Raw genomic sequence first — 13,559 nt, 5'->3', positions numbered from 1 at the left:
CGCTTGGCGTATCGCAAACGCAAGGAGGTGCCCAAAACCTCACGCCCGTTCGCAACGCGGGGTTTATCAAATCGAAAGGAGACGCCTAGAATCAATCCACCGCGCCGGTCTTCGTCGCCTTGCAACAGGACATCTCATGCTGCAGCCATTTGCGTCGTCGGATTCGTTCACGATTGGAGTCGAACTCGAAGTTCAGCTCGTCAACACGCACGATTACAACCTCACGAAGGCCACGACCGAGTTGCTGAACCGCGTGCGCGCCGAGAGCTTCGCAGGCGCGATCAATCCCGAGACGACCGAGGGCATGATCGAACTGTCGACCGGCATATGCAGGCACTTCGATCAGGCGCGCAGCGAACTGCAAGGCCTTCGCGATACGCTCGTGCGCGCAGCCGATTTTCTCAATGTCGGCGTGTGCGGCGGCGGAACGAACTTCTTCCAGAACTGGTACGACCAGAGATCCGACGGACGGGAACGCTCCGAGTATCTGATGGGGCTGTATGGCGCGCTGTATCAGCAGTTCACCATCTTCGGTCAGCACGTGCATGTCGGCTGCCCCGATCCCGATTCGGCGCTCGTGCTGTTGCATTCGCTCTCACGCTACGTGCCGCACTTCATCGCGCTGGCCGCGTGTTCACCGTTCGTGCAGGGAAGCGACACGCAATTCCAATGCGCCCGCCTGAATTCCGTCGCGCCGTTTCCTTTGTCGGGACACTCGCCGTTCGTGACCACATGGGCCGAGTTCGAACAATACTTCGATCGCATGACATGCACGGGTCTGGTCAAGAGTCTCAAAGACTTCTACTGGGACATTCGCCCGAGTCCCGGCTATGGAACGATCGAAATACGCGTGATGGACACGCCGCTTCGCGTCGAATGGGCCGCTGCGATTGCCGCCTATATTCAGGCGCTTTCGCGCTATCTGCTGGTCGACAGGCCCTTGCGTCTCAGTGACCGCGACTACGAGGTGTATCGAACGAACCGGTTCAATGCATGCCGATTCGGTCTCGATGGCGCATGCGTGAATCCCGAGACCGGGCAGCGCGGCCCGCTCAGAAACGACATTCTCGCGACGCTCGCAGCCATCGCACCACACGCGCAAGCGCTCGGCGCGGAGGAAGGCATCGATCAGATCAGGCGCACGGTCACCGACGGCGTGAGCGATGCCGCCTGGCAACGCCGCGTTTATGGCGCGCATCGTTCGTTGCATGAACTGGTGCGTCAGCAGTGCCAGATATGGCGTGGTGAGCAGGTCGCGTGAAGTCGCGTGAAGGAGCGTATGCGATGCCGACACGAACAACGAACCTCGGACGCCGCGATTTTCTGCGCAGGTCGCGCGTCGTGCCGTCTGCGTGCTTGCTGATCGCGCTGGGTCGCGCAGGTCATGCACGAGCCGATGAACTCACCGCGACCCCCGCCTGCAACGACGAGCACGAGCCGACCCGCCCCCAAACCGCCGGCCCGTTCTTTCTTCCGCATTCTCCACAACGGACATCGCTGCTTGCGCCGGGCATGCGAGGCACGAAGATCGTTCTGAGCGGACGCGTATGGTCATCGCGATGCACGCCCGTGTCCGGCGCGCTGCTCGATTTCTGGCATGCCGATGACGCCGGTGAATACGACATCGATGGCTTTCGCTTGCGCGGGCATCAGTTCGCCGACAGCGAGGGACGGTATCGGCTGGAGACCATCGTGCCGGGGCTGTATCCGGGCCGCACGCGGCACTTTCACGTGAACGTGCAGCCGCCCAACGGACGCGTGCTCACCACGCAACTGTACTTTCCGCACGAAGAGCGCAATGCGCGCGACTTTTTGTTCGATCGACGGCTCCTGATGACGATCAACGGCGATGGCGTGAGCAAGACCGCCCGATTCGACTTCGTGCTCGCGCTTGCATGACGTCACGAGCGTGCATCGCGCCGGTGCACATGAAAGACCATCACTAGCTTATTCGACGAAACCCGCTTTCGTTATGCATATGCATTGGTTCCTTTGCAAGCCGATCCGCTTTACCGTGGGCGCTGCGGACGCAGTAAGCCCCGCACACACGCAACGGCACGACGGACATCCAACGACACGCAAAGGAACGGCATTACATGGCAGGCTTCAATCGACGTGATTTTCTGATTTCATCCGGCGCGGCTATCGCATCGACGGGCCTGTCATCACTGGCATTCGCACAGAACCCGGGCGCGCCCCCGAAGCGCGGCGGCACGCTCAACATGCTCATCAACCCCGAACCGCCCGTGCTCGTTTCCATCTTTCAGACGACGGGACCGGCGCTCGTCGCAAGCTCGAAAGTCATCGAAGGTCTGCTCGCCTATGACTTCGATCTCAAGCCCAAGCCGCAGCTCGCGACGGCATGGAACGTCAGCCCGGATGGCCTCAAGTACACGTTCACGCTGCGTGAGAACGTTAAATGGCACGACGGCCAGCCGTTCACGTCGGCGGATGTCGCGTTCTCGATCGATCTCCTGAAGTCCATTCATCCGCGTGGCCGCAGCACGTTCGCCAACGTAACGCGCGTCACCACGCCCGATGCGCGCACCGCGATCATCGAGCTGTCGAAGCCCGCGCCGTATCTTCTGAAGGCGCTGTCGGCGGGCGAGTCGCCTATCGTGCCGAAGCATCTCTATGCAACCGGCGATCCGCTCGCGAACCCGCACAACAATGCGCCCATCGGCACGGGGCCGTTTCGCTTCAAGTCGTGGACGCGCGGCGCGAACATCGTGTATGAGCGCAATCCGGATTACTGGGACGCGGGCAAGCCCTATATCGATTCGCTGGTCCTGAAAGTGATTCCCGATGCCGCCGCGCGTTCGGCCGCGTTTGAAACCGGTTCGCTCGATCTGGGCGGCGAAAATCCCGTGCCCTTGTCGGACCTGCCGCGCCTCACGCAATTGCCGCAGCTCGCGGTGGAAACGCGCGGCTATCGTTTCTTGCAGCCGCAAGGCGAGATCGACTTCAATCTCGATCATCCGATCCTGAAAGACTTGCGCGTGCGTCAGGCGATTGCGCATGCCGTCAATCCGCAGGTCGTGCAGAAGACGATTGCATACGGCTATGCGGACTTGTCGCCGACGCCGATCACGCCCGCATCGCCCTATCACGATGCCAAGCTCACGCCCTATGCCTTCGATACCGGCACCGCCGAGAAGCTGCTCGACGCGGCAGGTTACCCGCGCAAGAACGGCGGCCCGCGCTTCACGCTCACGCATGACTACTTGCCCTATGGCGACACGCATCGGCGGCAGGCGGACTATGTGAAGTCCGCGCTCGCGCGTGTAGGCATCGACGTGACCGTGCGCTCGCAGGACTTGCCGTCGTTTCTCAAGCGCGTGTATGCGGACCGGCAATTCGACTTCACGAGCATCGGCGTGAACACGCTGTTTGATCCGAGCGTGGGCGTGCAGCGGCTTTACTGGTCGAAGAACATTCGCCCCGGCGTGCCGTTCTCCAATGCGCCGCATTACAGCAATCCGCAAGTGGATGCGTTGCTCGAATCGGCATCGGTCGAAACGGACGAAGCAAAACGCGTGGCGCTCTATCAGCAGTTTCAGCAGATCGTGTATCGCGATCTGCCCATCCTGAACCTGATCGCGCCGCGCATGATCACGCTCGCGAATCGTCGCGTGCATGACCATACGGTGTCGGCGCAAGGCCTCGAAGGCAATCTCGCCAACGTGTGGCTGAGCGCGTAAGGACACGCATCATGAACCGACGCACGCGCTTTCGCGCGATCGCACGCCGCACCGCATGGCAGGCGCTGCCCGCGATGCTCGCCATCGTGATCCTCAACTTCTTCCTGCTCAAGCTGATGCCCGGCGATGCAGCCGATGTCATCGCCGGAGAGTCGGGCGCGGCGACCGCGGAAACACTTCAGGCGTTACGCGCGAAGTTCGGTCTCGATCAGCCGGTGCTGCATCAACTGGGCTCGTATCTGTTGCATCTCGCGCACGGCAGTCTCGGCTATTCGCCGCGTTATGACGCGAGCGTCATGCAACTGATTCTTTCGCGTCTGCCGAACACGCTCTTGCTGATGGGCGCGGCGCTCGGCATGGCGATTGTCGCGGGCATCGCGCTCGGCGCGATCATGGCGCACTGGGAGGGCAAGTGGCCCGATCGCGTGTTGTCCGTGCTCGCGCTGCTCTTGTATTCGACGCCGGGATTCTGGATCGGCCTGCTTGCCATCGTGCTGTTCTCCGTGCGGCTCGGCTGGCTGCCGAGCGGTGGCGACCTGACCGTCGGCGCAGGGCTTCATGGCGTGGCGCATGTCGTCGATGTCGCGAAGCACCTGCTGTTGCCCGCCGCGACGCTTTCGACATTCTTCGTCGCGATCTACGCGCGCCTCACGCGCGCCGCGATGCTCGAAGTGCAGCGTCAGGACTTCGTGCGCACCGCGCATGCGAAGGGGCTGCATCCGTTGCGCGTGTCGGTGCGACACGTGTTGCGCAACGCGTTGATGCCGCTCACGACGATGATCGGCATTCACTTCGGCACGCTGCTTGGCGGCGCGGCCGTGACGGAGACCGTGTTCAGTTGGCCCGGTCTCGGGCGGCTCGCGCTCGATGCGGTCATGGCACGCGACTTCAGCGTGTTGCTCGGCGTGCTGCTGCTTTCGTCGTTTCTCGTGATCGTCGCGAACGTGCTCGTCGATCTGTTCCAGGCGTGGCTCGATCCGCGCATCGTCTGACTCTCTTCGAACAACCGATGTCTACCGATTCCACTGAACTCGCATCTTCGCCTCGCGACGGCTCCGCATGGCGCAATCAGCTCGCGGGCGCTCTGTTCGGCGCGCGCCGCGCGCGGGACGTGCACAGCGCGCGTGCTCCGCGCGGCGTATGGCGTGCGTTGTTGCGCAATCCTTCCGCGCTCGCCGGCATGATCCTTCTGACTGCGTTCGTCGTGCTCGCGTTGAGCGCGCCGCATTTCTTTCCCGGCGATCCGCTCGACATGGCCGCCGCGCCTTTCGAATGGCCCGGCGCCGATCCGTTGTATCCGCTCGGCACGGACTCGCTCGGACGCGATGTCGCCGCGGGCGTCGCGCATGGCACGCGCGTGTCGCTGTTGATCGGCGCATCGGCGGCGGCGATCGGCCTGCTCATCGGCACGCTCGTCGGCGCGATCGGCGGCTACTTCGGCGGCGTGCTCGACGACGTGCTCGTGCGCATCACCGAAATCTTCCAGACGGTGCCTTCGTTTCTGCTCGTGATCGTCATCGTCGCGATAGGGCGGCCGAGCGTGACGATCATCGCGCTCGCCATCGGCATTGCATCGTGGCCGACGGTTGCGCGCATCGTGCGTGCCGAATTCCGCACGTTGCGCCAGGCGGATTTCGTGCTCGCCGCGCGCAGTCAGGGCTTTTCCAGCGCACGCATCATCTTCGGCGAGATCCTGCCGAACGCATTGCCGCCGGTGATCGTCACGGCCTCGGTGATGGTGGCGAGCGCGATCCTCATCGAATCGTCGCTCTCGTTTCTCGGCATGGGCGATCCGAACGTGGTCACGTGGGGCGGCATGATCGGCGCGGGCCGCGATGCCTTGCGCACCGCGTGGTATCTGACCGCGATTCCCGGCGCGGCCATCGTGCTCGCCGTGCTTGCGCTGAACCTGCTCGGCGACGGCCTCAACGACGCACTCAATCCGCGCTTGCGGGAACGTAACTGAATGACCGGATATCGACGTGGCCAATCTTCTTGAAGTGCGCGACCTGCGCGTGAGTTTCGGCGCGCATCGCGCGGTGCGGGGCATCGATTTCGATATCGCGCAAGGCGAAACGCTTGCGCTCGTCGGCGAATCCGGCTGCGGCAAATCGGCGACGGCGCTTTCACTGATGCGTCTCTTGCCCGAGCCGGGACGCGTGAGCGGCAGCGTGCGTTTCGACGGACGCGACCTGTTGACGCTCGCACCGCGCGAGATGCGCGCATTGCGCGGCAGTCAGATATCGATGATCTTTCAGGAGCCGATGACATCGCTCAATCCGGTGTTGCCCGTGGGCGCGCAGATTGTCGAGACGTTGCGTCAGCATGAATCGCTTTCGAAAGACGCAGCGAGGAAGCGCGCCGTCGAACTGCTCGATCTCGTGCATATTCCGGAGCCGCATCGGCGTGTGGGCGATTATCCGCATGAGCTGTCGGGCGGCCAGCGTCAGCGCGTGATGATCGCGATGGCGGCTGCGTGCCGTCCGCGTCTCCTGATCGCCGACGAACCCACGACCGCGCTCGACGTCACCATCCAGGCGCGCATTCTCGATCTCCTCGATCAACTGAAGCGCGAACTGTCGATGTCGCTCTTGCTCATCACGCACGATCTCGGCGTGGTCGCGGAGCATGCGGATCGCGTCGCGGTCATGCTCGCGGGCGTGATGGTGGAAGAAGCGCCCGTCGCGCAACTCTTCACCGAGCCGCAGCATGCGTACACGCGCGGCTTGCTCGGCACGTCGCTTAACGTGGCGACGGACCTGCACTATCGCGAATGGAAGCTGCCCGAGATTCGCCACGCATCCAGCGATGAAGGCGCAGCGACGTTCAACGTGATACCGCTTGCGCCACGCATCATCGCGCGCGATGCGAGCGCGGCGCCATTGCTTTCGGTAGAGGATCTTCGCGTGGAATACGCGCATCGGCGAGGCAAGGGCGCGCTTACCGCCGTCGATGGCGTGTCGTTCGATATCGCGCGTGGCGAAACGGTCGGCCTCGTCGGTGAATCCGGATGCGGCAAGTCCACGCTTTCGAAAGCGGTCATGCGTCTCGTGCCTGCCGCGAGCGGATCCATTCAGTTGAATGGCGAGGACATTGCGCCGCTTACCGAACTCGCATTGCGACCGTTGCGGCGTCATGTGCAAATGGTCTTTCAGGATCCCTATGCATCGCTCAATCCACGGCGCAGCGTCGGCGAAATTCTCGAAACCGTGCTTGCCGTGAACGGTATCGGCAATGCGCACACGCGACGCACACGCGCCGCCGCCATGCTCGATTGCGTGGGCTTGCCGAGCGCCGCATTGCAGCGCTTTCCGCACGAGTTTTCGGGTGGGCAGCGCCAGCGCATCGGCATTGCGCGCGCGTTGATCCTGGAGCCTGCGCTCCTGATCTGCGATGAACCCGTGTCCGCGCTCGATGTGTCGATTCAGAAGCAGATTCTCAACCTGCTCGTCGAACTGAAGCGCGATCTCGGCCTCGCGTATCTCTTCATCTCGCACGATCTTTCGGTCGTGCGCTATATCGCGGATCGCGTGCATGTGATGCACGGCGGCAAGATCGTCGAGAGCGGCGATCACCGCGACATCTGGCGCACGCCGCGACACGCGTACACGCGCGCGCTGCTCGATGCGATTCCCGCCAACCGGTTCGACGCGCACGCCGCCTAAACCATTCAATCACGAGGACACCCGATGTCGGACCATCACACCCATTCGGCTTTGCAACACGCACTCGATGCGTTGCCCGCGCTCGCCGCCGCCATCGGCGAAGACGCGGCCGCACGCGAAGCGCGTCGCGAGCTGCCATTCGAAGCGTTCGCGCGCTTTCGCGAATCCGGACTCGGCAAGCTGCGCTTGCCCGTCGAATGGGGCGGCCTGGGCGGCTCGCTCGAAGACGTCTTTCATGTGATATCGACGCTCGCCGCGCATGAAAGCAACGTCGCGCATGCGTTGCGCATTCACTTCGACCAGACCGAAGCGCTGCTGCTTTCGCCGCGCACGCCGTTCAACGAACTGCAGATCGAACGCGTGTCGCAAGGCGCGATCTTCGGTGGCGCATCGACGGAAGCGGGCACGTCGCGGCCCGGCGAAATCACGACGCAACTGAAGCGCGATGGCGACCACTATCGTCTCACCGGCCGCAAATACTATGCGACGGGCACCGCCTTTTCCGACTATGCGCGCCTCAACGTGCAGGACGAAAACGGCGAACCGGTGGTCGCGGTCGTGCCGACGCAACGCGAGGGACTCAACGTGCTCGACGACTGGGACGGCATGGGGCAGCGCATGACCGCGAGCGGGAGTCTCGTGTTCGACGACCTGATCGTGCATGCGGACGAAGTCGCGCCGCGCACGCTCACGACGCTCGCGGGCCGGCACGGCGGCGCGTTGCGGCAGTTGCATCTGGTGGCGGTCGCGGCGGGCGTCGTGCGCAACGTCGTCGCGGATGCGAAGCGCTATGTGCTGCGTCATGGCCGTCCCGCGCTGCATAGTCCCGCGCCGTCCGCGCGTGAGGATGGCTTCATTCAGCAGGTCATCGGCGAGCTTTCGTCGCACAGTTATGCGATCGATGCCCTCGTGCGAGAGAACGCGCGCGTGCTCGACCGCTCTTCGCGCGCGATCCGCAACGGCAGCGCCGACGCCGATGCGCTCGTGCTCGAAGGCGCGCTCGCCACCGCGCGCACGCAGCTCGTCGTGAGCAAGCTCGCGCTGCATACGGCGGAGCGCATGTTCGAAGCGGGCGGCGCATCGGCGACGGCGCGCGCGCATAACTTCGACCGTCACTGGCGCAACCTGCGCACGATCTTCAGCCACAACCCGCTGCTGCACAAGTCGCGCGTCATCGGCGATTACGAGCTGAACGGCGTGACCACGCATCTTACCGAAGGGCGCGTGTTCTGACGCGTGCAACCAACATCGAACCGGAGTGTCATGCCATGAGCGGCGATTTCCCGCGCCAGTTGCATCTCAACATCAACGCGCTGCATTCGGGCTTCGTGCCGTCCGCGTGGCGCGTGCCGAATGCCGATCCGCGCGCGTTCCTCGATGTGAACCATTACGTGAAGCTCGCGCGGATCGCGGAGCGCGCGTGTCTCGACGCGATCTTTCTCGCCGATAACGCCGCGATTTCCGATCAGCTCGACATGCGCCCGATCACCGCGCTCGAACCGACGATGCTGCTCACAAGCGTCGCCGCCGCGACGACGCATATCGGGCTGATCGCGACAGCATCGACGAGCTATAACGAGCCGTACAACATCGCGCGGCGTTTCGCGACGCTCGATCTCATCAGCAAAGGGCGCGCGGGATGGAACATCGTGACGACGGCGGATTTGTCATCCGCGCGCAACTTCGGGCTGGACGCCGTGCCGGATCACGCGCAACGCTACGCGCGCGCCGACGAGTTCGCGTCGCTCGTGAAGTCGCTATGGAACAGCTGGGAAGACGATGCGTTCATCGCGGACAAGGCGAGCGGGCGCTTCGTCGATCTCGGCAAGCTGCATCCGGCCGCGCATCGCGGACGCTTCTTCGGCGTGCAGGGCGCACTCAATCTGCCGCGCTCGGCGCAGGGGCATCCGGTGCTCGTGCAGGCGGGCGCATCCGGCGACGGACGCGATCTCGCCGCGCGTCATGCGGAAGCGGTGTTCTCGGCTTCGCAGTCGTTCGATGAATCGCGAGCGTATCGCGAAGACCTCAACGCACGCGCGACGCGCTACGGACGCGGCCCGAACGCGGTGAAGGTGCTGGCGGGGCTGACCACGATCATCGGTTCGACGGAGGCCGAAGCGCTGCGCCGCCGCGACGAACTCGTCGATCTGATTCCGTGGCGCTACAGCCTGAACCGGATCGCGGGAACGCTGGGCGTGCCGGTGGATTCGCTTTCGCTCGACAAGCGTTTGCCCGACGATCTGCCGCTGCCCAACAACGGCAACGGCAATCACACGTTCTTCAACGCGACGCTCGCGCAGGCGCGCACGCATGGCTACACCGTGCGCGAACTCGTGCGTGCGCTCGCGGGCGGCAGCGGGCATCGCGTGATCGTGGGGACGCCGGAACAGATTGCCGACGACATCGCGCACTGGTTCGAACACGGCGCCGCCGATGGCTTCAACCTCATGCCCGACGTGTTGCCCGATGGACTCGAAGCCTTCACGGAAGGCGTCGTGCCGATTCTTCAGCGGCGCGGCATCTTTCGGCGCGCCTATGCGGGCGATACGCTGCGCAGTCATCTCGGGCTCGGCATTCCGGCGGGGCATCGGGCGACGGAAGAGGCGGCGTAGCGAAGCGGCTCACGCTCGATTGCTATCCGCCGCCACCGGAAGCTCCTCGGCCTTCCACCGCAGCATGCCGCCTGCAAGATTGGCCACCTTGCCGAAACCCGCCTTGGCCAGCAACACGCTGGCCTGAGCGGAACGCACGCCGGAGCGGCACACCGCCACCACCGGCCGCTCGCGATCCAGTTCGTCGAGCCGGCTCGTCAACTGCGAGAGCGGCACCAGCTTCGCGTGCGGCAAATGCCCCAGCGGATCGATGAATTCCGCGGCCTCGCGAACATCGACGATCTGCACCGCGCCTTCACGCTCCAGCAGCGCCATCGGTTCGATCTCCCATACGCCGCTGAAACGCAACGTCAGCGGAGCCCAGGCGGGCGTGTCGTCGGCGGGGGCGTCGCCTTCGGGCTGTCCGCAGCGCAGGTTCGCGGGTACCGCCACGGCCATATGCTTCGGATGCGGCAGATTCAGATTGCTCATGTTCCCCACGAAATCGCCGATGTCCACATCGCCGCCCAGGCGCGGATTGAAACGCCGCTCTTCCGCGACGCTCGTCACCGTGATCCCGCGATAATCGTGCGCCGGATACAGCAGGCAGTCGTCGGGCAACGTCAGGATCTGCTCGCGCACGGAAGCGAATAACTGACGGGCGCTGCCCTGCTGAAAGTCGGTGCGGCCGCAGCCGCGAATCAGAAGACTGTCGCCGGTGAAGGCCATGCGCTGATCGTCGAGCACGTAGGTCAGGCAGCCGTTCGTGTGACCGGGCGTGGCGCGCACCGTCAGATGGCGGCTTCCGAAGCCGATGCGCTCGCCGTGCGCAAGCGGCCGGTCCACGCCCTCGGCGCCCGCGGCGGCGGCGAGCGCGATCGCACTGCCGCTCTGCCTTCGCAAGCGCCACGCGCCGGTGACGTGATCGGCGTGAACATGCGTATCGAGCGTCGCCTGCAGGCGCAGACCGAGTTCTTCCAGAAGCGCGAGGTCGCGCGGCGCTTGCTCGTAGACGGGATCGATCAGCAGCGCCGCGCCGCTATCGCCGAGTAAGTAGGTGTAGGTCGATGACGCGGCATCGAAAAGCTGGCGAAAGATCATGACGGAAGCCCGATCAAAGAAGGACACATTGCGACACGGACGGTCTTACCTCCATTCAAGCCGTTAGCGGGCCAATGCTCAAGTAAGATGAACCGCACCGGACCGCTGCGGATTCGAGCGTGCGCTCGAAAAGCCTTCAGCGCGTACGTTTTCAATTGCGCTGTCCGATTCTTCGCAACATACTTGGTTCCACATTACTTGCCAGAAAAGCGCGCACCGGTGAATCGGTGCCGGAACGCGCGCCCGACGTTTCAATAAGAGCGATGACAACAATAATGGCCGATGCTCGCGAATACCTATAACCCGCTGTTGGTCGTTTGCTCGCTTCTCGTCGCGATCCTGGCCGCCTACACCGCGCTCGACATGGCCGGGCGCATTGCACTCGCCGAAGGACGCACGGCGCGCTGGTGGATGATCGGCGGCGGATGCGCGATGGGGCTCGGCATCTGGTCGATGCACTTCGTCGGCATGCTCGCATTCAATCTGCCGATCGCGCTCGGCTATGACCCGGCCATCACGTCGTTGTCGCTGCTCATCGCGGTGGCGGCGTCCATGTTCGCGCTGTGGCTCGTCTGCCAGAACACGCTGCCCATGCCCCGCCTCGTCGTCGGCGCGTTGCTGATGGGACCGGCCATCGCGGGCATGCACTACACCGGCATGGCGGCCATGCGCATGCGGCCGGGCATCGACTATGACGCGACGCTCGTCGCGCTGTCCGTGACCATTGCCATCGTGGCGTCGGGCGCGGCGTTGTGGATCGCCTTCCGCTTGCGGCAGCGCTCGGCGGGACGCTTCCTGTTGCGGGCAGTCGCGTCGCTGGTGATGGGCGTCGCCATCGTCGGCATGCATTACACGGGCATGGCCGCCGCGCATTTTCCTGCAGGCAGCATCTGCGATGCCGCCCGCGACGGCGCGAATTCCTCGTGGCTCGCGCTGGTGGTGATCGTCGTGACGCTCGCGGTGATCGCCATCGCGCTCATCATTTCCGTGCTCGATCTGCGGATGGAAGCGCGCACGGCGGTGCTCGCCGCGTCGCTCGCGGAGGCGAACAAGGAGCTTGCGTATCTCGCGCTGCACGACAGTCTGACCGGCTTGCCGAACCGCGTGCTGCTCGAAGACCGGCTCGCGCAACTGGTTCGCGGCGCGCGTCATTCGAAGCGTCGTTTCACGCTGATGTTCATGGACCTCGACAGCTTCAAGGCCGTCAACGACGCGCTCGGGCACCACGTCGGGGACAAGCTGCTCGTCGAAGTGTCGCGACGTCTTCGCGCCGCGCTGCCGTCGCACGACACGATCGCCCGCGTGGGCGGCGACGAGTTCGTGCTGCTGTCCAACGTCGAAGACGCGACGGCCGCCGCCGACGTCGCGCAGGCGCTGACGCGTGCAATCGAAGCGCCGTTCGAAGTCGAAACGCACGCTGTCCACATTTCGTTGAGCATCGGCATCGCCATTTATCCGGACAACGGCGCGGACCAACAGGAATTGCTGAGCAACGCGGATGCGGCGATGTATCACGCGAAGGCGCTCGGCAGTGGAAGCTGCTGCTTCTTCGAGCCGTCGATGCAGGCGGACGTGTACGAGCAGATGCAGCTCGCGCATGAATTGCGTTCCGCGGTCGCGGCGGGCGAAATGGTGCTGCATTACCAGCCGAAGTTCGGCGCGGCGAGCGGCGAGGCCGTCGGAGCCGAAGCGCTGCTGCGCTGGAAGCATCCGGTGCGCGGGCTCTTGTCGCCCGACCGCTTCATTCCGCTTGCGGAAAAGACCGGGCTCATCGTGTCGATCGGCATGTGGGTGCTCGACGAAAGCTGCCGGCAACTGAAGCTCTGGCATCGCATGGGACGCACCGGCTGGAGCATCGCGGTGAACCTGTCGCCGCTGCAGTTCGTCGACGACGGTCTCGTGAAAGCCGTGCAGGACGTGCTGCACCGGCACGACTTGCCCGCGCATTGCCTGATCCTCGAAGTGACGGAAACCACCGCGATGCGCGATGTCGATGTCAGCCTGACGGTGCTGAGGCAACTCCGGCATACCGGCGTGCAGATCGCCATCGACGATTTCGGCACCGGCTATTCCAGCTTGCTCTATCTGAAACGCCTGCCCGCGACGGAGCTGAAGATCGATCGCGCTTTCGTGCGTCAACTGTCGCACGGCACCGAGGACGCTGCGATCGTTTCGGCGGTCGTCGCGCTCGGCAGGACGCTCAACCTTCGGATCGTCGCGGAAGGCGTGGAGACGCATCAGCAACGCAAGTATCTGACCGATGTGGGCTGCGACATGTTGCAAGGCTTCCTGCTGGGGCGGCCTATGTCCGCCGATGCGTTCGTCGAGGCGCTGATGCCTTGCGATGCAGCGCTCATCGCAACTCATGTACGTTGACGAAGCTGTCCTTCTTTTGTACAAGGCGGTGAAAAGCGCCGGCTGAAATCGTGATGTAACGGAACGTGGCTTGCTCGAAACGCGTGTTCGAGCGAAGCACTCATCCACCATCACCGGTCTCTTCC

10 protein-coding genes are annotated in these 13,559 nt (G+C 64.1%); 9 read left to right on the top strand and 1 reads right to left on the bottom strand.

Annotated features, from left to right (window positions below; all coding sequences use genetic code 11):
- Positions 1-136: 136 nt before the first annotated feature.
- From NCR39_RS25145 to NCR39_RS25110, 8 genes are all read left to right on the top strand, one after another.
- Positions 137-1,261 carry a YbdK family carboxylate-amine ligase gene (locus NCR39_RS25145; protein WP_250454904.1) on the top strand — a complete coding sequence of 375 codons (1,125 nt, stop codon included), beginning with the start codon at positions 137-139 and terminating at the stop codon, positions 1,259-1,261.
- A 23-nt stretch (positions 1,262-1,284) separates the two neighbouring features.
- Positions 1,285-1,899, top strand: a complete 615-nt coding sequence (locus tag NCR39_RS25140) for a dioxygenase family protein (RefSeq protein WP_250454902.1) — start codon at positions 1,285-1,287, stop codon at positions 1,897-1,899.
- Positions 1,900-2,096: 197 nt separating this feature from the next.
- Positions 2,097-3,701 carry an ABC transporter substrate-binding protein gene (locus tag NCR39_RS25135; protein ID WP_250454900.1) on the top strand — a complete coding sequence of 535 codons (1,605 nt, stop codon included), beginning with the start codon at positions 2,097-2,099 and terminating at the stop codon, positions 3,699-3,701.
- 11 nt (positions 3,702-3,712) lie between these two features.
- On the top strand, positions 3,713-4,693 hold the full coding sequence (locus NCR39_RS25130; RefSeq protein ID WP_250454898.1) for an ABC transporter permease: 981 nt from the start codon (positions 3,713-3,715) through the stop codon (positions 4,691-4,693).
- A gap of 17 nt (positions 4,694-4,710) precedes the next feature.
- Positions 4,711-5,667 (top strand): ABC transporter permease, encoded by a 957-nt coding sequence (locus tag NCR39_RS25125; protein ID WP_250454896.1) that lies wholly within the window; start codon positions 4,711-4,713, stop codon positions 5,665-5,667.
- Between the two features lie 16 nt (positions 5,668-5,683).
- Complete coding sequence (locus NCR39_RS25120) at positions 5,684-7,366, top strand: ABC transporter ATP-binding protein (RefSeq protein ID WP_250454894.1); 1,683 nt, start codon at positions 5,684-5,686, stop codon at positions 7,364-7,366.
- Positions 7,367-7,390: 24 nt separating this feature from the next.
- Positions 7,391-8,599 (top strand): acyl-CoA dehydrogenase family protein, encoded by a 1,209-nt coding sequence (locus NCR39_RS25115; RefSeq protein WP_250454892.1) that lies wholly within the window; start codon positions 7,391-7,393, stop codon positions 8,597-8,599.
- Between the two features lie 35 nt (positions 8,600-8,634).
- Complete coding sequence (locus tag NCR39_RS25110) at positions 8,635-9,978, top strand: LLM class flavin-dependent oxidoreductase (protein ID WP_250454890.1); 1,344 nt, start codon at positions 8,635-8,637, stop codon at positions 9,976-9,978.
- A 9-nt stretch (positions 9,979-9,987) separates the two neighbouring features.
- Here NCR39_RS25110 and NCR39_RS25105 read toward each other — a convergent pair whose 3' ends face one another.
- A complete protein-coding gene (locus tag NCR39_RS25105; protein WP_250454888.1) occupies positions 9,988-11,058 on the bottom strand; it encodes an MBL fold metallo-hydrolase in 1,071 nt (356 codons plus the stop codon).
- A gap of 282 nt (positions 11,059-11,340) precedes the next feature.
- Here NCR39_RS25105 and NCR39_RS25100 point away from each other — a divergent pair, with 282 nt between their 5' ends.
- On the top strand, positions 11,341-13,434 hold the full coding sequence (locus NCR39_RS25100) for a putative bifunctional diguanylate cyclase/phosphodiesterase (protein WP_250454886.1): 2,094 nt from the start codon (positions 11,341-11,343) through the stop codon (positions 13,432-13,434).
- The last annotated feature ends 125 nt before the right edge of the window (positions 13,435-13,559 follow it).

Source organism: Caballeronia sp. ATUFL_M2_KS44, assembly GCF_023630965.1.
GTDB lineage: Bacteria > Pseudomonadota > Gammaproteobacteria > Burkholderiales > Burkholderiaceae > Caballeronia > Caballeronia concitans.
Note: the sequence above shows the minus strand (reverse complement) of the source record. Positions and strands in the feature narration are given on the sequence as shown.